Source organism: Pseudomonas sp. PDM01, assembly GCF_014852325.1.
GTDB classification, from domain to species: domain Bacteria; phylum Pseudomonadota; class Gammaproteobacteria; order Pseudomonadales; family Pseudomonadaceae; genus Aquipseudomonas; species Aquipseudomonas migulae.
This window is the reverse complement of sequence record NZ_JACVBK010000013.1, coordinates 135,645-156,685: the sequence shown is the minus strand read 5'-3', so window position 1 is coordinate 156,685 and position 21,041 is coordinate 135,645. Positions and strand designations below refer to the sequence as shown.

General features: G+C 61.4%; 19 protein-coding genes. 6 read left to right on the top strand and 13 right to left on the bottom strand.

All coding sequences use genetic code 11. The features are described from left to right. Window positions 1-205 precede the first annotated feature (205 nt). The 4 genes from IB246_RS27340 to IB246_RS27325 all read left to right on the top strand — a co-directional run bounded on the left by IB246_RS27340 (window position 206) and on the right by IB246_RS27325 (window position 4,533). Window positions 206-1,504 (top strand): OprD family porin, encoded by a 1,299-nt coding sequence (locus tag IB246_RS27340; protein ID WP_008024846.1) that lies wholly within the window; start codon window positions 206-208, stop codon window positions 1,502-1,504. A 262-nt stretch (window positions 1,505-1,766) separates the two neighbouring features. Further along, entirely contained in the window at window positions 1,767-2,585 is an 819-nt protein-coding gene (locus IB246_RS27335) for an NAD-dependent epimerase/dehydratase family protein (RefSeq protein WP_008024848.1), read from the top strand. 52 nt (window positions 2,586-2,637) lie between these two features. Continuing rightward, entirely contained in the window at window positions 2,638-3,525 is an 888-nt protein-coding gene (locus IB246_RS27330) for an SMP-30/gluconolactonase/LRE family protein (RefSeq protein WP_008036771.1), read from the top strand. Between the two features lie 129 nt (window positions 3,526-3,654). Then, on the top strand, window positions 3,655-4,533 hold the full coding sequence (locus tag IB246_RS27325; protein ID WP_008036769.1) for an aldose 1-epimerase: 879 nt from the start codon (window positions 3,655-3,657) through the stop codon (window positions 4,531-4,533). Here the strand turns inward: IB246_RS27325 and IB246_RS27320 are convergent. The 13 genes from IB246_RS27320 to pedF form a co-directional block, all read right to left on the bottom strand. Further along, entirely contained in the window at window positions 4,518-6,245 is a 1,728-nt protein-coding gene (locus IB246_RS27320; protein ID WP_008036767.1) for a NahK/ErcS family hybrid sensor histidine kinase/response regulator, read from the bottom strand. The two genes, IB246_RS27325 and IB246_RS27320, sit on opposite strands and share 16 nt — an antisense overlap. Beyond that, the gene (ercA, locus tag IB246_RS27315) at window positions 6,229-7,392 is read right to left on the bottom strand and encodes an alcohol dehydrogenase-like regulatory protein ErcA (protein ID WP_008024858.1); all 1,164 of its coding nucleotides are present in this window, start codon (window positions 7,390-7,392) and stop codon (window positions 6,229-6,231) included. Before ercA ends, IB246_RS27320 begins: the two co-directional genes overlap by 17 nt. Before the next feature lie 196 nt (window positions 7,393-7,588). Further along, a complete protein-coding gene (gene pqqE, locus IB246_RS27310; protein ID WP_008036765.1) occupies window positions 7,589-8,731 on the bottom strand; it encodes a pyrroloquinoline quinone biosynthesis protein PqqE in 1,143 nt (380 codons plus the stop codon). Next, window positions 8,709-8,981 carry a pyrroloquinoline quinone biosynthesis peptide chaperone PqqD gene (pqqD, locus tag IB246_RS27305; protein ID WP_008036762.1) on the bottom strand — a complete coding sequence of 91 codons (273 nt, stop codon included), beginning with the start codon at window positions 8,979-8,981 and terminating at the stop codon, window positions 8,709-8,711. Before pqqD ends, pqqE begins: the two co-directional genes overlap by 23 nt. After that, window positions 8,978-9,730 carry a pyrroloquinoline-quinone synthase PqqC gene (pqqC, locus tag IB246_RS27300; RefSeq protein ID WP_008036760.1) on the bottom strand — a complete coding sequence of 251 codons (753 nt, stop codon included), beginning with the start codon at window positions 9,728-9,730 and terminating at the stop codon, window positions 8,978-8,980. Before pqqC ends, pqqD begins: the two co-directional genes overlap by 4 nt. A 119-nt stretch (window positions 9,731-9,849) precedes the next feature. Further along, the gene (gene pqqB, locus IB246_RS27295) at window positions 9,850-10,764 is read right to left on the bottom strand and encodes a pyrroloquinoline quinone biosynthesis protein PqqB (RefSeq protein ID WP_008036758.1); all 915 of its coding nucleotides are present in this window, start codon (window positions 10,762-10,764) and stop codon (window positions 9,850-9,852) included. Between the two features lie 55 nt (window positions 10,765-10,819). Continuing rightward, window positions 10,820-10,891, bottom strand: a complete 72-nt coding sequence (gene pqqA / locus IB246_RS27290; protein WP_003253598.1) for a pyrroloquinoline quinone precursor peptide PqqA — start codon at window positions 10,889-10,891, stop codon at window positions 10,820-10,822. Window positions 10,892-11,151: 260 nt separating this feature from the next. Beyond that, window positions 11,152-12,672 (bottom strand): aldehyde dehydrogenase family protein, encoded by a 1,521-nt coding sequence (locus IB246_RS27285; protein ID WP_008024867.1) that lies wholly within the window; start codon window positions 12,670-12,672, stop codon window positions 11,152-11,154. 242 nt (window positions 12,673-12,914) lie between these two features. Next, window positions 12,915-14,690: a PQQ-dependent methanol/ethanol family dehydrogenase gene (locus tag IB246_RS27280; RefSeq protein WP_008024869.1), complete on the bottom strand. Its 1,776-nt coding sequence runs from the start codon at window positions 14,688-14,690 to the stop codon at window positions 12,915-12,917. Between the two features lie 248 nt (window positions 14,691-14,938). Beyond that, complete coding sequence (locus IB246_RS27275; protein WP_008036749.1) at window positions 14,939-15,880, bottom strand: quinoprotein relay system zinc metallohydrolase 1; 942 nt, start codon at window positions 15,878-15,880, stop codon at window positions 14,939-14,941. A 16-nt stretch (window positions 15,881-15,896) separates the two neighbouring features. Next, entirely contained in the window at window positions 15,897-16,658 is a 762-nt protein-coding gene (locus IB246_RS27270) for a quinoprotein dehydrogenase-associated SoxYZ-like carrier (RefSeq protein WP_008036748.1), read from the bottom strand. After that, window positions 16,655-17,533 (bottom strand): substrate-binding periplasmic protein, encoded by an 879-nt coding sequence (locus tag IB246_RS27265; RefSeq protein ID WP_008036746.1) that lies wholly within the window; start codon window positions 17,531-17,533, stop codon window positions 16,655-16,657. The genes IB246_RS27270 and IB246_RS27265 overlap by 4 nt, the downstream gene beginning before the upstream one ends. Window positions 17,534-17,536: 3 nt before the next feature. After that, complete coding sequence (pedF, locus tag IB246_RS27260) at window positions 17,537-17,998, bottom strand: cytochrome c-550 PedF (RefSeq protein ID WP_008036739.1); 462 nt, start codon at window positions 17,996-17,998, stop codon at window positions 17,537-17,539. 254 nt (window positions 17,999-18,252) lie between these two features. Between pedF and exaA the strand changes: the two genes are divergently transcribed. Then, on the top strand, window positions 18,253-20,145 hold the full coding sequence (gene exaA, locus IB246_RS27255) for a quinoprotein ethanol dehydrogenase (RefSeq protein WP_008036738.1): 1,893 nt from the start codon (window positions 18,253-18,255) through the stop codon (window positions 20,143-20,145). A gap of 138 nt (window positions 20,146-20,283) precedes the next feature. After that, window positions 20,284-20,931: a pentapeptide repeat-containing protein gene (locus IB246_RS27250; protein ID WP_008036737.1), complete on the top strand. Its 648-nt coding sequence runs from the start codon at window positions 20,284-20,286 to the stop codon at window positions 20,929-20,931. Window positions 20,932-21,041: the final 110 nt, after the last annotated feature.

The following is a 21,041-nucleotide window of genomic DNA, read 5'->3' as shown; positions in this document are numbered from 1 at the left end:
GGCGATCCAGGCGACGCGGTCTTCCTGATACACCGCGGTGCCTGGATCGCCAGCAAGCCGGCTCCTACAAGGATCGTGTGGGGCCATTCGAGTCATCGTATAACTTCTGATTGACATCCCCTGAAACACTCGCAAATAATCGCCCCGATGTTGTACGACGACGTATAACAAAAATAAAAACAACAAATACCCAGGGAACGTCACAGTGAGCAAACTCGCCCGCAATTCCTCCATCCGCACTTCTCGCCCTGTCTTCGCACGCCGGCATACCCTGAGCCTGATCGGTTGCAGCAGCCTGGCCGTACTCGCCATGCCTGTGATCGGCCACGCCGAAGGTTTCGTCGATGACGCCAAGGCCACGCTGAACCTGCGCAACTTCTACATCAACCGCAACTTCACCAACCCGACCTACCCACAAGGCAAGGCCGAAGAGTGGACGCAAAACTTCATCCTCGACGCCAAGTCAGGATTCACCCCAGGCCCGGTCGGTTTTGGTGTGGATGTGCTGGGCCTGTACTCGCAAAAGCTCGATGGCGGCAAAGGCACCGGCGGTACACAACTGCTGCCGATCCACGATGACGGTCGCCCTGCCGACAACTTCGGCCGGATGGGGGTGGCGCTCAAAGGCAAAATCTCGAAAACCGAATTGAAGGTCGGCGAATGGATGCCGATACTGCCGATCCTGCGTTCGGATGACGGCCGCTCCCTGCCGCAAACCTTCCGCGGTGGCCAGGTGACCTCTACCGAGATCAGCGGCCTGACGCTCTACGGCGGCCAGTTCCGGCAGAACAGCCCGCGCAACGATGCGAGCATGGAAGACATGTCCATGAACGGCAAAGCGGCGTTCACCTCGGACCGTTTCAACTTCGGTGGTGGTGAATACCTGTTCAACGAGAAGCGCACGCAGGTCGGCGTCTGGTACGCAGAACTCAGCGACATTTATCAGCAGCAGTATTTCAACCTGAGCCACAGCCAACCCATCGGCGACTGGACCCTCGGCGCCAACCTCGGCTTCTTCAACGGCAAGGAAGATGGCAGTGCCCTGGCCGGTGACCTGGACAACAAAACCACGTTCGCCATGCTGTCTGCCAAATACGGCGGCAACACCTTTTACGTCGGCCTGCAAAAGCTCACCGGCGACAATGCCTGGATGCGCGTCAACGGCACCAGTGGCGGCACCCTGGCCAACGACAGCTACAACTCCAGCTACGACAACGCCAGGGAAAAATCCTGGCAACTGCGTCATGACTACAACTTCGTCGCCCTGGGCATTCCCGGCCTGACGATGATGAACCGCTACATCAGCGGCGATAACGTGCACACCGGCGCAATCACCGACGGCAAGGAATGGGGCCGCGAATCGGAACTGGCCTACACCATACAGAGCGGCGTGCTGAAGAACCTCAACGTCAAATGGCGCAACGCGAGCATTCGCAAAGACTTCAGCAACAACGAGTTCGATGAAAACCGCATTATCATCAACTACCCGATTTCGTTGTTGTAATACGCTGCCCGGCTGATCCATACCCTGTAGGAGCCAGCTTGCTGGCGATGAACCCAAGGGCGACGCGTATATCCAGTTATTACGCGTGATCGTTAACGTCCATCGCCGGCAAGCCGGCTCCTACAGGGGTAGTGGTTAACCCTCCGTCATTTTCAACCAAAGTTGCGTTGACAAGACCCGGAAACCCTAACGATACTTCGGCACAGTCGTACGACAACCTACAACGAATTCAACAACAATAATTTCGCGCCCAGGAACTTCCATGACCACCACTTCCCAAGCCCCTTTCAATCGCCTGCTGCTGACCGGTGCCGCCGGTGGCCTCGGTAAAGTGCTGCGCGAACGCCTGCGCCCTTACGCCAAGGTCATTCGCCTGTCGGACATCGCCGACATCGCCCCCGCCATTGATGACCGCGAAGAAGTCGTGACCTGCGACCTCGCGGACAAGCAAGCCGTGCATCACCTGGTCGAAGGCGTGGACGCGATCCTGCACTTCGGCGGCGTGTCGACAGAGCATTCGTTCGAAGACATCCTCGGCGCCAACATCTGCGGTGTGTTCCACATCTACGAAGCGGCGCGCCGTCATGGCGTCAAGCGGGTGATTTTCGCCAGTTCCAACCACGTCATCGGTTTCTACAAACAGGATGAAGTGATTGACGGCCGATCCCCTCGCCGCCCGGACAGCTACTACGGTTTGTCCAAGTCCTATGGCGAAGACATGGCCAGCTTCTACTTCGATCGCTACGGCATCGAGACCGTCAGCATCCGTATCGGCTCCTCGTTCCCGGAACCGCTAAACCGCCGAATGATGAGCACCTGGCTGAGCTTCGGCGACCTGACCCAACTGATCGAACGTTCCCTGTACGCGCCGAACGTCGGCCACACCGTGGTCTATGGCGCTTCCGACAACAAAAATCTCTGGTGGGACAACCGCTACGCCACCGCGCTGGGTTATGCACCGCAGGACACCTCTGAAGTGTTCCGTGCAAAAATCGACGCCCAGCCGATGCCGGCCGCTGATGACCCGGCGATGGTTTACCAGGGTGGCGCGTTTGTCGCGTCCGGTCCGTTCGGCGATTGAGTCAGCGCTGTTCACTTGATCCCCACAACAAAAACCCAGGGAATGAGTTGCCATGCAAGCCGAATTGATTGTCGATGCCCGCAACACGGTCGGTGAAAGCCCGGTCTGGCTCCCGGAAGAAAACGCCCTGTACTGGGTCGATATTCCCGCCGGGGGCCTGCAACGCTGGAGCGCCGAAACCGGGCATGTCGAGGCCTGGACGGCGCCGGAGATGCTCGCCTGCATCGCGCGTCACCGCGATGGCAGCTGGGTCGGCGGGATGGAAAGCGGATTCTTCCGCCTCCAGCCGCACAATGACGGCAGCCTCGACAGTGAGTTGCTGGCCCACGTCGATCACCCGCGCACCGACATGCGCCTCAACGATGGTCGCTGCGACCGTCAGGGGCGTTTCTGGGCCGGCAGCATGGTGTTGAACATGGGCGCCAACGCGGCCGACGGTGCGCTGTATCGCTACGCCGACGGCCAGCGCGGGCCGCTCGACGCGCTACTTTCAGGATTCATCGTCCCCAACGGCCTGGGTTTCAGCCCGGACGGGCGCACGATGTACCTGTCTGACTCGCATCCCTCGGCCCAGCAAATCTGGGCCTTCGATTACGACATCGACAGCGGCACGCCGACAAACCGCCGGCTGTTCGTCGACATGAATCACTTCTGCGGTCGCCCCGATGGCGCTGCCGTGGATGCCGAAGGCTGCTATTGGATTTGCGCCAACGATGCCGGGCTGATTCACCGTTTCACCCCCGACGGACGCCTGGACCGCTCCCTCACCGTACCGGTGAAAAAGCCGACCATGTGCGCCTTCGGCGGCAGTCGACTGGACACCCTGTTCGTGACCTCGATCCGCCCCGGCGACGACCATGACGAACAGTCACTGGCGGGCGGTGTGTTCGCCCTTGATCCTGGGGTAAAAGGTTTGCCGGAACCCCTTTTCAGCCACTGATCGAATTCGCCAGACAACGCTGTACCTGTAGGAGCCAGGCTTGCCGGCGAAGGCGATCTCAAGGACGCCTTCGCCGGCAAGCCTGGCTCCTACGGATAGTCCACGCATTCATAGATTTCGCAGGTCACCATGACGCCAACACTGCTCGAACTCGAAGACGAATTCACCCACCTCACCCTCGCCCCCGAAACCGGTGGCAGCATCGTCAACTGGACCGTCAACAGTTCGGGGCAGCCGCTGTTGCGCCACAGTGACGCGCACGCGCTGAACACCGGTCTGCCGGGCAAGCTCGGCTGTTTTCCGCTGGCGCCATGGTCCAACCGCATTTCCGACGGTGGTTTCGATCGCCCGGACGGCTGGCTCGCGCTCGAGCCAAACAGCCTCACCGATCCCCTGCCGATTCACGGCAGCGCCTGGCAACAACCGTGGCAGGTGGTTTCGCAGACCCGTGATGAAGTCGTCCTGCAACTCGACAGCATCAGGCCGTTCGCCTATCGCGCCCGGCAGCGTTTTCATTTGAGCCAGGGCAAACTGAGCATCGGGTTGCACGTCACGCATCTGGCCGAGCGCGCCGCGTGGCATGGTTTGGGGCTGCATCCGTACCTGCCGCGTACCGCCGGCACTCGGTTGCAGGCAAAGGCTGAGCAGGTGTGGTGGTGCGACGCCTCGAAACTGCCGACCCGACTCGGTCCTTTGCCTGCCGAGTGGGATTTTCGCCAGCTCAAGGCCTTGCCCGACACGCTGGTCGACAACGGTTTCTGCCAATGGGATGGCCATTGCCTGATCCAGCAACCCGACCTCGGTTATGAACTGGAATGCCAGGCCAGCGGCAGCGATTACTTCCTGCTCTACTGCCCGGTGGACCTGGGGTTTTTCTGCATCGAACCGGTGAGCCATCCGGTCAATGCGCACCACTTGCCCGGTCGGCCGGGGCTGGTATTGCTGGAACAAGGTCAATCCGCCGAGCTGGGTTTCAGCCTGCAATACCGCGCCTACCCCAACAGCTGACTCAGCACCGCACGCAACTTGCCGGGTTTCACCGGTTTGTTCAGCAACGGCGCATCCAGTCGCTGCAAGGAGCGGCGGCACTGATCGGTGCGGTCGGCGGTGATGATCACCGCCGGAATTGTCTGGCTGAAATGCTCGCGCAAATGCCGGACCACCTCACACCCCACCACCCCATGATCGAGGTGGTAATCCGCCAGAATCAGCTCCGGCGCGTGGCCCTGCAACGCGGCCAGCGCCGAGGCTTCGTCGGTGGCGGTGACCACTTCGCAGCCCCATTGCCCCAGCAGCGCGCTCATGCTTTGCAGAATGCTGACCTCGTTGTCCAGCACCAGCAAACGCCGGCCCGGCAGCGGATTGCCCGTGCCCGGCTGGGGCGCCGCGAGGCTGATGGGTAACGGAACCTCACGGGAAATCGGCACCTCAATGCTGAACATCGAGCCGCGTCCCGGCAGCGAATGCACCTGGACCCGGTAGTCGAGAATCTTGGCGATGCGCTCGACGATCGCCAACCCCAGCCCCACACCTTTGCGGTCGGCGGCACGGCCGACGTCCAGTTGATTGAACTCAAGGAAGATCGAGTCGAGGCGATCCGCCGGGATCCCGCGCCCGGTGTCCCAGACTTCCAGACGCAGCCTGTCACCGCGACGCCGGGCCCCGAGCAGGATGCTGCCCTCGTCGGTATAGCGACAGGCGTTGCTGAGGAAATTGCGCAGGATGCGCGTCATCAGGCGCAGGTCGGTGCGAATGGCGTAATCGCCCATGTGCACGCGCAAGCGCAGCCCGGCCGCGTCGGCCACTGACTGGAATTCCGACACCAGCGGCCCGAGCAATTCATCGAGGCGGTACAACGCGACATCCGGTTTGACCGCCGCTTGATCGAGCCGGGAGATGTCCAGCAAATCGGTGAGTAAATCCTCCGCCCCCTCCAGGGCCTGATGCGTGCGTTCGACCAGTACCTGTTCGACGTCCGGCAGTTTGCGCTCGCGCAAGGTCGAAATCAGCAAACGCGCGGCGTTGAGCGGTTGCAGCAGGTCATGACTGGCGGCGGCGAGATATTTGTCCTTGCTGCGATTGGCGGCCTCGGCGGCATCACGGGCATCGCGCAAGGCTTCGGCGATCTGTTTACGCTGGGTGATCTGTTGCTGCAGGTTGCGGTTGGCTTCAAGCAATTCGTCGGTGCGCGCGGTGACGCGTTGCTCCAGTTCGTCATTGAGCTGTTGCAACCGTTGCTGGGCCTGTTTGCGCTCGGTGATGTCGGCGACAAATCCCTCCACCAGTTGTTCCTTATCGGGCCTGAGCAACAGGTTCATCAGCACATCGACGCTGCTGCCGTCCTGGCGGCGCAACTGGGTTTCATAGCCATGCAGGCTGCCTTGATGCCGAAGGATCTCGCCGATGTTTTCCAGCTCCTGCTCACCGCCGACGAACAGCTGGCTGGCCAGGTCTGCCTTGGAAAACATCACGTCTTGCGGGTCCTGATAGCCGAGCATGCGTGCCAGCGCCGTGTTGGCTGCCCGCATGCCGCCGTCGAGGCTGGCCTGGAAAATCCCGTAGACCGCGTGCTCGAACAACCACTTGTAGCGATTGCGCTCGGTTTCCAGGTCTTCCAGGCGGGCGGCCAGTTCCGGGTAATGGCTCTTGCGCGCCGAATGGCTGCCCAATCCGAGCAAGCCGGCCAGCGCCGCCTGTTGCTCGTCAGAGGGCTTCGCCATAGACGACCTCGACATCACGCTGACTGGATTCACGCGGGTTGGTCAGGATGCACGGATCGTGCATGGCATGTTGCGACAGGAACGGGATGTCCGCCGTGCTGACGCCGTGCAAGCCAAGGGTTTCGTGGAAGCCGATGGCGTGTTTCAACGCGATCAGATGTTCAACCAGCCGCCCGCAAATTTGCCGGTGATTGAGGCCACGGCAATCGATGCCGAACGTCTCGGCAATCACCTTGAAGCGTTCCGGCGCAGAGCTGTAATTGAAGGCCACCACGTGCTCCACCAACACCGCGTTGCACAGGCCATGGGGCAAATCGAGGAAGCCACCGAGGCTGTGAGACATGGCGTGCACCGCGCCGAGGATCGCGTTGGAGAACGCCAGCCCGGCCTGCATGCTGCCGAGCATGATTTTCTCGCGCAGGGCGATGTCCGTCGGGTTGGCGATCATCTGCACCAGGTTGCCGTTGATCAGGCGCATGGCTTCCAGCGCGTGGGGGTCGGTCAGTGGCCCGTGCCCCGTAGAAACGAAGGCTTCGATGGCATGCACCAACGCGTCGATGCCGGTACAGGCCGACAGGAACGGGTCCATGCTCAGGGTGGTTTCCGGGTCGATCAGCGACACGTCCGGCACCACCGCTTTACTGACGATGGAGAATTTCATGCGTTCTTGCTGGTTGGAGATGATCACGAATTGCGAGACGTCCGCCGAGGTGCCGGCGGTGGTCGGGATCAGGATCAGTGGCGGGCTGGGCACGCTGATGGTGTCCACCCCTTCGAACTCGAGAATGCTGCGCCCGTGAGCGACGACAATGCCGATGCCCTTGCCGCAGTCCATCGGGCTGCCGCCACCAACGGCGACGATCACGTCGCAGTGGTTTTCCCGGTACAACTCGGCACCGAGCATGACTTCCTCGACACGCGGGTTGGGCGAAACGTCGCTATACAAAAAGTAATCGATGCCCTGGGCCTGCAGGCTGGCCTCGACATCGGCAACCCACCCGGCGGCAATGACGCCGGGGTCGCTGACCACCAGGACCTTGCGCGCGCCAAAGGTCTTGGCATAGTTGCCGACGTTGTGCCGGCAACCGGCACCGAAGATGATTTCAGGCGAAACGAATTTACGCAGCTGGCTGAGACTCTGGCTCATTGGAAAGCCTGTTTTTATTGTTTTGGAAGGTAAGAACCACACTAACCCATCCGGCTGTGAATGCAATCAGACCAATGGGTAGTCAGATTCCCTGTAGGAGCCGGCTTGCTGGCGATGAGGCCCGCGAGTTATGCGTCGCCAGTGCGGCCGCCATCGCCAGCAAGCCGGCTCCTACAGGGGTTGTGTGTTGGGTGGGTTATCCGCGATAGATCAAGCGGGAAGCCTTCTCATTGCGCAAGGTCAGGTGCTCCATGCCCTGCCCCGGCGCTTCGGCCTCCTCGCGAGCCTTGAGGATCACGCCATGGTGCGGTGACTTGCTGCACACCGGGTCGGCATTGGCGGCATCGCCAGTCAGCATGAACGCCTGGCAGCGGCAACCTCCCAGGTCCTTGTGTTTTTCATCGCAGGAGCGGCACGGCTCCTTCATCCAGTCGTCGCCACGGAAGCGGTTGAAACCGAAGGAGTCGTTCCAGATGTGCTCGATGCTGTGTTCGCGCACATTGGGGAATGTCACCGGCAATTGCCGGGCGCTATGACAGGGCAACGCCGTGCCGTCCGGGGTGATGTCGAGAAACAGATTGGCCCAGCCGTTCATGCAGGTCTTGGGGCGTTCTTCGTAGTAATCCGGGGTGACGAAGATCAACTTGCACGGATGCCCCTGCGCCTCAAGCCGTTCGCGATATTCATTGGTGATGCGTTCGGCGCGCTGCAATTGCTCGCGGGTCGGCAACAGGCCCACGCGATTGAGCTCGGCCCACCCATAAAACTGACACGTGGCGAGCTCGACAAAATCCGCTTCCAGCTCCAGGCACAAGTCGATGATGCGGTCTATGCGGTCGATGTTGTGCCGATGGGTGACGAAATTCAGCACCATCGGATAACCCTGGGCTTTCACCGCACGGGCCATGGCGAGCTTCTGCGCGAACGCCTTGCGCGAACCGGCGAGCATGTTGTTGACCGCTTCGTCGGCCGCCTGGAAGCTGATCTGGATATGGTCGAGCCCGGCGACCTTGAAATCATGGACTTTCTGCTCGGTCAGGCCGATGCCCGAGGTGATCAGGTTGGTGTAGTAACCCATGTCCCGTGCGGCTTTTATCAGCTCCGCCAGGTCCTGGCGCACCAACGGCTCACCGCCGGAAAACCCCAGTTGCGCAGCGCCCATCGCACGCGCTTCGCGGAACACGCGAATCCATTCGTCAGTGCTCAGCTCTGCGCCTTGCTGGGCGAAATCCAGTGGATTTGAGCAATAGGGGCATTGCAACGGGCAGCGATAAGTCAGCTCCGCCAGCAGCCACAGCGGTGGCCCCGGCGGCGCATCATTCGATCCAGAATTGAGCATGGGCCACCTCCAGAAACGCCAGCACATCCTCGTCGATCCCCGGCACACCGGGAAAACTCGCGGAGAGCAAATCAATGATCGCCGCCACACTGCGTTGACCGTCCAGCAGGTCGAGAATCTGCCCGGCACTGGCGTTGAGTTTGATCATGCCTTCGGGGTACAGCAGCACGTGGCAGTCCTGACGAGGTTCCCACTGCAAGCGAAAACCCTGCCTTAAGGACGGTGATTTTTCGCGGTTAATCAGACTCACAGGTCGATCCCTCGGTGCCAGACTTTCTCGGTGGTCACCGTGTGATACGGCGGGCGTTCCAGCTCATAGGCCATGCTCATGGCGTCGAGCATGCTCCACAACACGTCGAGCTTGAACTGGAGGATTTCCAGCATGCGCTGCTGGGCTTCGACGGTGACGTAGTGCGCCAGAGTAATACGCAAACCGTGCTCGACATCGCGCCGCGCCTGACTCAAGCGTGTGCGAAAATAGTCGTAACCGGCGACGTCGATCCACGGGTAATGCGCTGGCCAGGCGTCCAGCCGCGACTGGTGGATCTGCGGGGCGAACAGCTCGGTCAGCGAGCTGCTGGCCGCTTCCTGCCAGCAGGCGCGCCGGGCGAAATTGACGTAGGCGTCCACGGCGAAACGTACACCGGGCAATACCAGCTCCTGGGACAGAATCTGCTCACGATCCAGGCCCACCGCTTCACCGAGGCGCAGCCAGGCTTCGATACCGCCTTCGCTGCCAGGCACGCCGTCGTGGTCGAGAATCCGTTGCAGCCACTCGCGACGCACGTCGCGGTCCGGGCAGTTGGCGAGGATGGCGGCGTCCTTGAGCGGAATGTTGATCTGGTAGTAGAAGCGGTTGGCGACCCAGCCTTGAATCTGCTCGCGACTGGCGCGACCGGCGTACATGGCTTGGTGGAACGGGTGATGGATGTGGTAGTACGCGCCTTTGGCGCGCAGGGCCTGTTCGAATTCGGTGGGGTTCATCGCTGTATCAGTCATTGCAGGTCTCCTGGAGGATTTGCGGTGTCTGGTCTGGCGCCTTCGCGGGCAAGCCTCGCTCCTACAGAAGTTTGCGATACCTCTGTAGGAGCGAGGCTTGCCCGCGAAGGCGTCATCCGCTACAGCACAATGCCCATGCCGTCATAAGCCACCTCGATCCCCCGCCGCTCCAGCAACGCCCGCTCAGCCGAGTCTTCGTCGAGGATCGGGTTGGTGTTGTTAATGTGGATCAGCACCTTGCGCTGACGAGTAAAACCCTCCAACACCTCCAGCATCCCGCCTGCCCCACTCTGCGGCAGATGCCCCATCTCGCTGCCCAGGCTCTGGCCGACTTCACAGACGCGCATTTCGTCATCGCGCCACAACGTGCCATCCAGCAACAGGCAATCGGCACGCTGCATCCAGCTCAACACCTCGTCATCGATTTGCCCGAGGCCCGGCGCATAGAACAACGAAGCGCCCGTGCGCCGGTCTTCGATAAACAAGCCAATGGTGTCGCCTGGCTGTGGGTTGCCCCGATTCGGTGAATACGGCGGAGCATTGCTGACCAGCGGAATGGCTCGAAACTGCAACTGTTCGCAGGCCGCGATGCTGAACGGCTGGCGGTCGAGTCCGATCGGTTGCCACTGCAAACCGCCATTCCAGTGCTTGAGCATGGTGAACAATGGAAAGCCGCTGCTCAGGTCTTCATGAACCCGCTCGGTGCACCACACCGAATGCGGGCAGCCTTCGCGCAGGCTCAACAGGCCGGTGCAATGGTCGATCTGGCTGTCCATCAGGACCACGCCGGCAATGGCCGTGTCGCGCAAACGGCGTGCCGGTTGCAGCGGCGCGAAACTCTCGAGTTGCGCGCGGATATCCGGGGAGGCGTTGCACAGCACCCAGTCCACACCGTTGTCGCTCAGGGCAATGGAAGATTGCGTGCGACGTTGCGCGCGCAGGCTGCCATCGCGCATACCGGCGCACTGGCGACAGTTGCAGTTCCACTGCGGAAAACCACCGCCAGCGGCGGAACCGAGAACGCGAATGTGCATGGGCGATGCTCCAGAAGGCAGGCCCGGCCAACGCAGCGGCTGGCCGGGTGGACGATCAGCGGTTGGCGAAATACATCGTCACTTCGAAGCCAATGCGCAGATCGGTAAACGCGGGTTTAGTCCACATGGGTCATTCCTCTTCTTGTGCCGGACGATTCCGGTAGAGCCATTAATGCACGGGGCGGCAGGCGCCCGAATGCTACTTTCGAAGGAGGTTGTGGGGTGCGTTGGTAGGGGGTATGGCGCGGTCGTCAGGCACACAAAAACCCAATGTGGGAGCGAGCCTGCTCGCGATGAGGCCATTACATTCAACATTGATGTTGACTGTCACGCCGCCATCGCGAGCAGGCTCGCTCCCACAGGAGGATTGTGGTGATTTTGCGGGGGTTAGAAGAACCCCAGCGGATTGATGTCGTAGCTCACCAGCAGGTTTTTGGTCTGCTGATAATGGTCGAGCATCATCTTGTGGTTCTCACGGCCGACACCGGATTTCTTGTAGCCACCGAACGCGGCATGCGCCGGGTACAGGTGGTAGCAGTTGGTCCAGACGCGCCCGGCCTTGATCGCCCGGCCCATGCGGTACGCGCGGTTGATGTCGCGGGTCCACAGACCGGCACCGAGGCCGAACTCGCTGTCGTTGGCAATCGCCAAGGCTTCGGCTTCGTCCTTGAACGTGGTGATGCCCACCACCGGGCCGAAGATTTCTTCCTGGAACACGCGCATCTTATTGTGGCCTTTGAGCAGGGTCGGCTGGATGTAATAGCCGCTCGACAAGTCGCCTTCAAGCCGTTCCGCCGCGCCGCCGGTGAGCAGCTCGGCGCCCTCCTCCTGGGCAATTTTCAGGTACGAGAGAATCTTGTCGTATTGCTGCTCGGACGCCTGGGCGCCGACCATGGTGTCGGTGTCCAGCGGGTTACCGCGTTTGATCTTGACGATCTTCTTCATCACCTCGGCCATGAACGGTTCGTAGATCGACTCTTGCACCAGCGCACGCGACGGGCATGTGCAGACTTCGCCCTGGTTGAAGAAGGCGAGCACCAGGCCTTCGGCGGCTTTCTCGATGAACTGTGGCTCGGCGTTCATGATGTCTTCGAAGAAGATGTTCGGCGACTTGCCGCCCAGTTCGACGGTGCTCGGAATAATGTTCTCGGCAGCGCAATGCATGATGTGCGCGCCCACCGGAGTGGAGCCGGTGAAGGCGATCTTGGCGATGCGCTTGCTGGTGGCCAGTGCCTCACCGGCTTCGCGACCGAAACCTTGCACGATGTTCAACACGCCAGCCGGCAGCAAGTCGGCGATCAGTTCGGCGAAGACCATGATCGACAGCGGTGTCTGCTCGGCAGGCTTGAGCACGATGCAGTTGCCGGCCGCCAGGGCCGGGGCGAGTTTCCACGCGGCCATCAGCAGCGGGAAATTCCACGGGATGATCTGCCCGACCACGCCCAATGGCTCGTGAAAATGATAGGCGGTGGTCAGCTCGTTGATTTCGGCGGCGCCGCCTTCCTGTGCACGGATGCAACCGGCGAAGTAACGGAAGTGGTCGGCGGCCAGCGGCACGTCGGCGTTGAGGGTTTCGCGCACGGCCTTGCCGTTGTCCCAGGTTTCGGTGACGGCAAGGATTTCGAGGTTTTGTTCGATACGATCGGCGATTTTCAGCAGCACCAGCGAGCGGTCCTGGGCCGAGGTTTTGCCCCAGGCATCGGCAGCGGCGTGGGCGGCGTCGAGCGCCCTTTCGATGTCGGCGGCGCTGGAGCGCGGGAACTCGGCGATCACTTCACCGGTTACCGGCGAGGTGTTGGTGAAGTACTCGCCATTGACCGGTGCGACGAACTCGCCGCCGATGAAGTTGCCGTAGCGCGGTTTGAAGGAAACGACGGCGCCGGGTGTTCCGGGTTGTGCGTAGATCATGATGGGCCTCTGTCTGGGTCGATGCCTGTCGGGCAAACAGGCGATGAACCGATAGTAGAGAGCCCCGCGTGCCAGACGAATGCGCCGTTGGCAGGGGGGGCTCTCGTTATTTGGTAGTAGGTTTCACGCATTCCCCTGTAGGAGTGAGCCTGCTCGCGATAGCGGTCTGACAGTTGACGCCATTGTTGAATGTACTGGCCCCATCGCGAGCAGGCTCGCTCCCACAGGTTTTACGGTTGGAGTTAGTGCTTGGCCACCAGGTCTTTCGGCAACTTGAAGGTCCAGAGCATGCCGCCCTGGTTGAAGTCCTTCACGCGCTTGGCCACTTCACCGCCCCACAGCGGAACAGCACCGCCCCAACCGGACAGCACCGAGACGTACTGCTCGCCGTCCATTTCCCAAGTCACGGGCGAGCCAAGTACGCCGGAGCCAGTCTGGAATTCCCAGACTTTCTCGCCGGTCTTGGCATTGAATGCCTGGAGGAAACCTTCCGGCGTGCCGGTGAACACCAGGTTGCCTTTAGTGGTCAGCACCCCGCCCCACAGCGGCGCGAAGTTCTTGTGACGCCAGACTTCCTTGCCGGTTTTCGGGTCGATGGCGCGCAGCACGCCGATGTAGTCTTCGTTCAAGGGTTTGATGGTGAAACCGGCACCGAGGAACGCCGCGCCTTTCTTGTAGGCGATGCCTTCGTTCCAGATGTCCATGCCCCACTCGTTGGACGGTACGTAGAACAACCCGGTGTCCTTGTTGTAGGCCATCGGCATCCAGTTTTTCGCGCCGAGGAACGCCGGGGCGACGAACACCGAACTGCCCTTGGCTTCGGTGCCCGGAGCGCCCGGACGGCTGGCTTCGTTGTAGATCGGCCGGCCTTGTTTATCGAGGCCTGTGGCCCAGGTGATCTTGTCGACGAAGGGGAAGCCGCGAATGAATTTGCCGTTGGTGCGGTCCAGCACATAGAAGAAGCCGTTACGGTCCGCAGTCGCGGCGGCTTTGATTTCTTTGCCGCCTTCGCTGTAGTTGAACGACACCAGTTCGTTCACGCCGTCATAGTCCCAGCCGTCGTGGGGCGTGCTCTGGAAATGCCATTTGATGGTGCCGTCGTCCGGGTTCAGCGCCAGGCGTGACGACGAATAAAGGTTGTCGCCAGGACGCAGGTGCGAGTTCCACGGCGCCGGGTTGCCGGTGCCGAACAGCAGCAGATTGGTTTCCGGGTCGTAGTAGCCGCCGAGCCAAGGGGCAGCGCCGCCGGTTTTCCACAGATCGCCGGGCCAGGTCTTGCCTGCTTCGCCACCGGAGATGCCGTTCTCTACTGCTTTGCCGTCCTTGTAGACGTAGCCCATGTGGCCCTCGACGGTGGGTCGGGTCCACAACAGATCACCGTTTTTCGGGTCGTAGGCTTCGATCTTGCCCACCACGCCGAACTCGCCACCGGCCACGCCGGTAATCAGTTTGCCGTTGATCACCAGCGGCGCGGCGCTGATCGAATAACCTTCCTTGTGGTCGGCGACTTTCTTGCTCCACACCACTTTGCCGGTGTCTTTGTTCAGGGCCACGAGCTTGGCGTCGAGGGTGCCGAAAATCACCAGGTCGCCATACAGCGCCACGCCCCGGTTGATCACGTCACAGCATGGGCGGATGTCATCGGGCAGGCGCGCATCGTATTGCCAGAGTTTCTTGCCGGTGCGCGCATCCACCGCAAACACCCGCGAATAGGAGCCGGTCATGTACATAACGCCGTCCTTGATCATCGGTTGCGCTTGCTGACCGCGTTGTTTTTCACCGCCGAAGGAGAAGGCCCAGACCGGCCGCAAGTCTTTCACGTTGTTGACGTTGAGGGTGTCGAGCGGGCTGTAGCGTTGACCCTGGACGCCCAGACCGTTGGTGACGACCTGCTCCGGGTTCTTGGGGTCCTGGAGAATGTCCTGGTCGGTGACGGCGGCCAATGCGGTGCCGGACAACAGCATGGCACTGAGCAACAGGCTCAAGACGAAGGGTTGGCGACGTGCGGGTTGGGTCATGACGGCTGCCTCTGCGGTTATTGTTATACCCGGGAAATTTTCCCGGTCTGGTGCAGATTCTTGGGCGCCGCCGCCCTTGCAACAATTGCCCGCAGTGCTGAGATTGCTAGTTCCTTAGTACCGGGTCGGGTGTTATTGACCAACACACATCCCCTGTGGGAGCGAGCCTGCTCGCGAAGGCGGCCGCACATTCAGCATCAATGTGACAGACAGACCGCTATCGCGAGCAGGCTCGCTCCCACAATGGATCAGCGTTGGTTGGTGGTGGAGTCAACGCGTTTCATTTGTGTGCGCTCGTAGCGCGGATAGAGATGACTGACGCTGCGGATCAGTTCGTAGCGACTCAGGCTGATCCCGGCGAAGCGTTCGGGAATCGGGCTGCGGATCATCTCGGCCATGTCGCTGCCGTTGGCCGCACCCTCGCGCATCAACTGGTCGAGCCAGCCGAGGTAGTCACGCATCTGTTCGAACGGTTTTGCATCCGTGGCCACCGGGCCGTGACCGGGGATAATAAGCGTCCACGGCAGCCCCTGAAGCGTGGCGATGTCCGCCAGCCACACCGACAACCCCGGACTGTTGGGCGTGGTCAGCGCCCGCTGGTAAAACACCAGATCCCCGGCAAACAGCACGCCGGTTTGCTGGTCGAGAATAGCCAGATCCGCGCCGGTATGCCCACCCAGGCTCAGCAGACGCAGATCATGATTCCCAAAATTTCGCACGCCGGGCGTCAGCGTCTCGGTCGGCAACACCACCTCGGTGCCCCGCATCCAGTCGCCCACCAGCCGATACATGTTCTCGGCCATGGCGTCGCCCTGCTGCTTCAACAACTCGCAGGTGCCCGCGAGCGCGCCGATCGGCACATCGCTGAAGGCCTGATTGCCCAGCACATGATCGGGATGATGATGGGTCAGCAACACCTGGATCACCGGTTTGTCGGTGGTCGCAGCAATGGCTTTGCGCATCGCTTCGCCGTATCGCCTGGACGGCCCGGTGTCGATCACCACCACCCCGCGTTCGGTGACGATGAAGGCGGTGTTGACGATGTTGCCGCCGTTGGCCTTGGCAAAATTGTCGGTGCTGCCTTCCAGCAGCCAGGTGTCGGCGGCGATCTGCCTGGGCTTGAGTGAATAGTCGAGTTCGGCCAACGCCGGAAGGCTCAGGCTAATGAACAACAGCAGCATCCAGCGCATCACGCGCTCCTTTGAGTCAGGGTATGGCCGCATCAAATTCGTTGCCGCTGTTGTCGCGCAGCAACAGGCGCGTCTGCCCTGCCCCTTCGATGTCGAAGGCCAGGTTGGGGTTTTCGCTGACGGCGGGAAACAGTTCGAGGCGAGCCAGTAATTGATCGTTCTGATCCCGCAGCTCGGCATGGTTGATGAAGAATTCCGGGATACCGCCGACCATGCCGTTATCCATCGGGTGCGCCACCTGCAAACGCAAGCGGCTGAACTCGCCACGGGGATAACGTCCGCCAAGCACTTCGCCGATGCGCTCTTCCCAGCCCGGCTGGGTGCGCACCACGCTCGGCGCCGTGCATCCACCGCCCGCCGCATCGATCAGGGTCGAGCCGACATGCCACACACCGTCGCGAGTCAGGACGGCCGCGCGCAGCGGCGTGGCTTGTTCGACACGAATGCGGATCGACAGCCAGGGCAACACCCGATCCAGCGGTTGGAAATCGACAATTTTCGGCAAAGGATTGAGCTCGGCCCAGGCGAGGATTTTCACCACCTCGCCCTTGAACGCTCGGGCGTCGATTTCCAGCGGCACTTGCCGGGCGTCTTCGGCGAACGGCGGTGCCAGCAGCTTGACCCGCTCATCAAACACGAACGGCGCGTCGCCAAGCATCTGCTTGTGATAGAAGGCCCACATCACCGACGGCACCGGGTCTTTGCCCGGCGCGATGTCTGCCGCGTGCGCGGCCAAGGGTAGCCAACAAGCCAACAGACAACACGCGCGCCAGTTCACTGTTGATACATCTCCGGGACGTCATAGCGCAGGCCATAACGGGTATAAATGGCTTTCACCGAACCCTCGCGTATCAAGGCTTCCAGCGCCTCTTCCACGGCATAGGCCAATTGCCGGTTGCTCTCGTGCACGGCCATGCCGATTTCCCAGAGTTGCTTGCCCATGTTCGGGTAGGCGTTTTCCGCCAGCGCCACTTGCGGGTCGGCGGCTTCATGAACCTGCCAGTCGATCTCGCCGCGCATGGCCATGACCGCGTCGACTTCGCCCGCCTTCATCGCTGCGAATGCCTGGGGCACGCCGGGGTAGTGATGGGTTTTGCCGGCGAGCATGCCGTTGAACACCGAGGTCAGGTAGAACGACGGCACACTGTCGACCTCGACGCCGATTGGGTGATGCTCGAACACCGCGACGCTGGCCACCGATTCCAGTCGACGACGGTCATAGGCGACTTGCCATTGTTCGTTCTGATACGGACCGAACATCACCACATGGCTGTTTTCCAGTTCGCCCAGTTCGTTGCGTTTGCGCGCGTAATCCTGGTCATAGGGCACGCGCATCATCAGGTCCGCCAGTTGCAGATCGTGCAACGGACTGGCGCGCCAGATGTAGTCGCGCAGGTCGTCGTCGAGCTTCTCGCCGGCGGGCGCCCAGATCAGCGTCAGGCGCACACCAAGCGCTTTGGCCAGCGCCTCGGCGAGGTCGACATCGACGCCACGGGGTTGGCCGGCGTTGTCGAAACTGTAGGGGGCGAAGTCTTTGTAGACCGCCACTTTCAGCTCCCCGGCAGCGATCATTTCGTCATAGCTGCGGACCTGCGCCTGCACCGTCTGGCAGCACAGCAACACAGCGCTGATCAACACCGCGAGCAGGCGCATGCATTACTCCTCGACGCGGACGCTGTCCAGGTAAGTGCGCACCGCCCACAGGGCTTCCTGGCTCAGGTAGTCCGCCATTTTCGGCATGTACACCCGGCCGTCACGCACCGCGCCATGGCGCACACGTTCGACGAACCATTCATCACCGGCCTCGCCGACATCGAGCATGCGCAAATCAGGCGCGATGCCGCCGGACTTGGCTTCCAGGCCATGACAGGCCGCGCAGTTCTGGTTGTAGGCCGATGAACCGATCTCGACGGCCTTATCGTGTTCCGGGGAAGTGCGGTAAGGGTTCACCGCCGCCCATCCATCGCCATCGAGTTGCACGCCGGCGTCCTTGATCGGGGTCAGTCCCTGGGTTTCGACGGCTTGTGGCACGACATTGCCGTGAGCCCAGACCGAACCTGCACTGATGAAGCCGGCCAGCAGGCCGGTAACGAGCAAGGCGTTGCGTTTTGTTGTCATTGTTATGCCCTCAGGATTGCACGCAAAACCTCTTTACAGAGGCTATGGCAGCCATCTTAGGAATCACTTCGCACAAGCCCCATGCTGCTTTGGTGGCCGCCACCCAGTACCTTGGTAGTAGGGCTTGCGACGCACATCCAAATCAGGTGCCGCCTGGGAAATTTTCCCGGCAACAGCGGGACTTTTTCCGTATTCGCCACCCCGTCGGACGCACCACCCTGTGCAGACCAAAACCTCCACTGGGAACTGCAACCATGACAATAAGATCGCTACCCGCCCTTTCCCCTTTGACCCTCGCCGTGCAAGCCTTTTTGCTGGTGAGCAGCCTGTCCCTGAGCGCTGCCAGCCAAGCTGCAACCGCGCCTGCCACACCGACGCACAACGTGAGCTGGGAAGACATTGCCAACGATCACCTGACCACCAAGGACGTTCTGCAATACGGCATGGGCACCAACGCCCAGCGCTGGAGCCCGCTGGCCCAGGTCAATGACAAGAACGTGTTCAAGCTGACACCGGCCTGGTCCTACTCCTTCGGCGACGAGAAGCAGCGCGGCCAGGAATCGCAGGCCATCGTCAGTGACGGCGTGGTGTACGTCACCGGTTCGTACTCGCGGGTATTTGCCCTCGACGCCAAGACCGGCAAGCGCCTGTGGACCTACAACCATCGCCTGCCGGACAACATTCGTCCGTGCTGCGATGTGGTCAACCGTGGCGCGGCGATTTATGGCGACAAAATCTACTTCGGCACCCTCGACGCGCGACTGATCGCGCTGGACAAGAACACCGGCAAAGTGGTCTGGAACAAAAAATTCGGCGACCACGCCGCCGGTTACACCATGACCGGCGCCCCGGTGCTGATCAAAGACAAGACCAGCGGCAAGGTGCTGTTGATCCATGGCAGTTCCGGCGATGAGTTCGGTGTGGTCGGGCAACTCTATGCCCGCGACCCGGACACCGGCGAAGAAGTGTGGATGCGACCTTTCGTCGAAGGCCACATGGGCCGCTTGAACGGCAAGGACAGTACGCCGACCGGCGACGTCAAGGCGCCGTCCTGGCCGAACGATCCAACCACTGAAACCGGCAAGGTCGAAGCCTGGAGCCACGGCGGCGGCGCCCCTTGGCAGAGCGCCAGTTTCGACGCGGAAACCAACACCATCATCGTCGGCGCCGGCAACCCTGGCCCGTGGAACACCTGGGCGCGCACCTCCAAGGACGGCAACCCGCACGATTACGACAGCCTCTACACCTCGGGCCAGGTCGGCGTCGATCCGAGCACCGGCGAGGTGAAATGGTTCTACCAACACACCCCGAACGATGCCTGGGATTTCTCCGGCAACAACGAGCTGGTGCTGTTCGACTACAAGGACAAGGACGGCAAAACGGTCAAGGCCACCGGCCACGCGGACCGCAACGGTTTCTTCTACGTGGTCGACCGCAACAACGGCAAATTGCAGAACGCTTTTCCCTTCGTCGACAACATCACCTGGGCCAGCCACATCGACCTGAAGACCGGGCGGCCGGTCGAGAATGAAGGCCAGCGTCCGGCCAAGCCGCTGCCGGGGGAAACCAAGGGCAAACCGGTGGAGGTTTCGCCGCCGTTCCTCGGTGGCAAGAACTGGAACCCGATGGCCTACAGCCAGGACACCGGCCTGTTCTACATTCCGGGCAACCAATGGAAAGAGGAATACTGGACCGAAGAGGTCAACTACAAGAAAGGCTCGGCCTATCTGGGCATGGGGTTCCGCATCAAGCGCATGTACGACGATCACGTCGGCACCTTGCGGGCGATGAACCCGACCACGGGCAAAGTGGTGTGGGAGCACAAGGAACACTTGCCGTTGTGGGCCGGCGTGCTGGCGACCAAGGGCAACCTGGTGTTCACCGGCACCGGCGACGGTTTCTTCAAGGCCTTCGACGCGAAAACCGGCAAGGAGCTCTGGAAGTTCCAGACCGGCAGCGGCATCGTCTCGCCGCCGATCACCTGGGAACAGGACGGCGAGCAGTACATCGGCGTGACCGTCGGCTATGGCGGCGCGGTGCCGTTGTGGGGCGGCGACATGGCCGAGCTGACCAAACCGGTGGCTCAGGGCGGGTCGTTCTGGGTGTTCAAGATTCCGAGCTGGGATAACCAGACCGCGCAGAAGTAATTCTCCCCACCCACCTCTGTGGGAGCGAGCCTGCTCGCGATTAACCTGAGACCGCCGCGGGGCACCAGACACCCCGCGTCATCGTTGACGACCATCGCGAGCAGGCTCGCTCCCACAAGGGAAGCCAGAGACCTTGCCATGAAATACCTGCCTCTAATGCTATTGCTCGCCGCCCTTCCGGTTTTCGCGGATGACAGCGACGACGCCCCCCTGATCATCAACGGCTGCACCCTCGCCGAACACAGCCAGTGCCCCGGCGCCAATCTCAAAGGCGCCAACCTGAGCAATCAGGACCTGCGCAACATGAACCTCAGCGGCGCCGACCTGCGCGACGCCGACTTGCGTCACGCCCGCCTCGACCTCGCCAACCTGGAAAAAGCCCAACTGCAAGGCGCCAACCTGACCCGCGCCAGCCTGCAACAAAGCAACCTGCGCCTGGCCGACTTCAGCGGTGCTACGTTGATGGCGGTCCAGGGCTGGGGCTTGTTTGCCCAGGGTGCGCAGTTTCAGGACGCCAACCTCAGCGGCGTCTACCTGCAATTCGCCCGCCTCTCCGGCGCCAAACTGCACAACGCCAACCTGCGGGCGGCCGACCTGGAAATGACCTGGTTGAGCAAAGCCGACCTCAAAGGCGCGAATCTCAGTGATGCCAATCTGCAGGAAGCCAAGTTCGGTGAAAGCAACCTGGAACAGGCAAACCTCAGCGGCTCGCGTCAGCATTATGCGAACTTTCAGGATGCGAATATGGAAGGCTGCATCGGTTGCCCGACGACGTGGAACAAATAGCACCTCCCCTCTTTGTAGGAGCCGGCTTGCTGGCGATAGCGGTGGGTCAGGCACCATTGATGTCGACTGATCCACCGCTATCGCCAGCAAGCCAGCTCCTACAAGGGGAA

Coding starts and splice junctions, on each gene's coding strand:
- exaA (WP_008036738.1), top strand. CDS start 18,253: ATGACAATAAGATCGCTACCCGCCCTTTCCCCTTTGACCCTCGCCGTG.
- IB246_RS27275 (WP_008036749.1), bottom strand. CDS start 15,880: ATGCGCTGGATGCTGCTGTTGTTCATTAGCCTGAGCCTTCCGGCGTTG.
- IB246_RS27250 (WP_008036737.1), top strand. CDS start 20,284: ATGAAATACCTGCCTCTAATGCTATTGCTCGCCGCCCTTCCGGTTTTC.
- ercA (WP_008024858.1), bottom strand. CDS start 7,392: ATGAGCCAGAGTCTCAGCCAGCTGCGTAAATTCGTTTCGCCTGAAATC.
- IB246_RS27280 (WP_008024869.1), bottom strand. CDS start 14,690: ATGACCCAACCCGCACGTCGCCAACCCTTCGTCTTGAGCCTGTTGCTC.
- IB246_RS27330 (WP_008036771.1), top strand. CDS start 2,638: ATGCAAGCCGAATTGATTGTCGATGCCCGCAACACGGTCGGTGAAAGC.
- IB246_RS27265 (WP_008036746.1), bottom strand. CDS start 17,533: ATGCGCCTGCTCGCGGTGTTGATCAGCGCTGTGTTGCTGTGCTGCCAG.
- pqqE (WP_008036765.1), bottom strand. CDS start 8,731: ATGCTCAATTCTGGATCGAATGATGCGCCGCCGGGGCCACCGCTGTGG.
- pqqB (WP_008036758.1), bottom strand. CDS start 10,764: ATGCACATTCGCGTTCTCGGTTCCGCCGCTGGCGGTGGTTTTCCGCAG.
- pqqC (WP_008036760.1), bottom strand. CDS start 9,730: ATGACTGATACAGCGATGAACCCCACCGAATTCGAACAGGCCCTGCGC.
- IB246_RS27335 (WP_008024848.1), top strand. CDS start 1,767: ATGACCACCACTTCCCAAGCCCCTTTCAATCGCCTGCTGCTGACCGGT.
- IB246_RS27285 (WP_008024867.1), bottom strand. CDS start 12,672: ATGATCTACGCACAACCCGGAACACCCGGCGCCGTCGTTTCCTTCAAA.
- IB246_RS27325 (WP_008036769.1), top strand. CDS start 3,655: ATGACGCCAACACTGCTCGAACTCGAAGACGAATTCACCCACCTCACC.
- pedF (WP_008036739.1), bottom strand. CDS start 17,998: ATGACAACAAAACGCAACGCCTTGCTCGTTACCGGCCTGCTGGCCGGC.
- IB246_RS27320 (WP_008036767.1), bottom strand. CDS start 6,245: ATGGCGAAGCCCTCTGACGAGCAACAGGCGGCGCTGGCCGGCTTGCTC.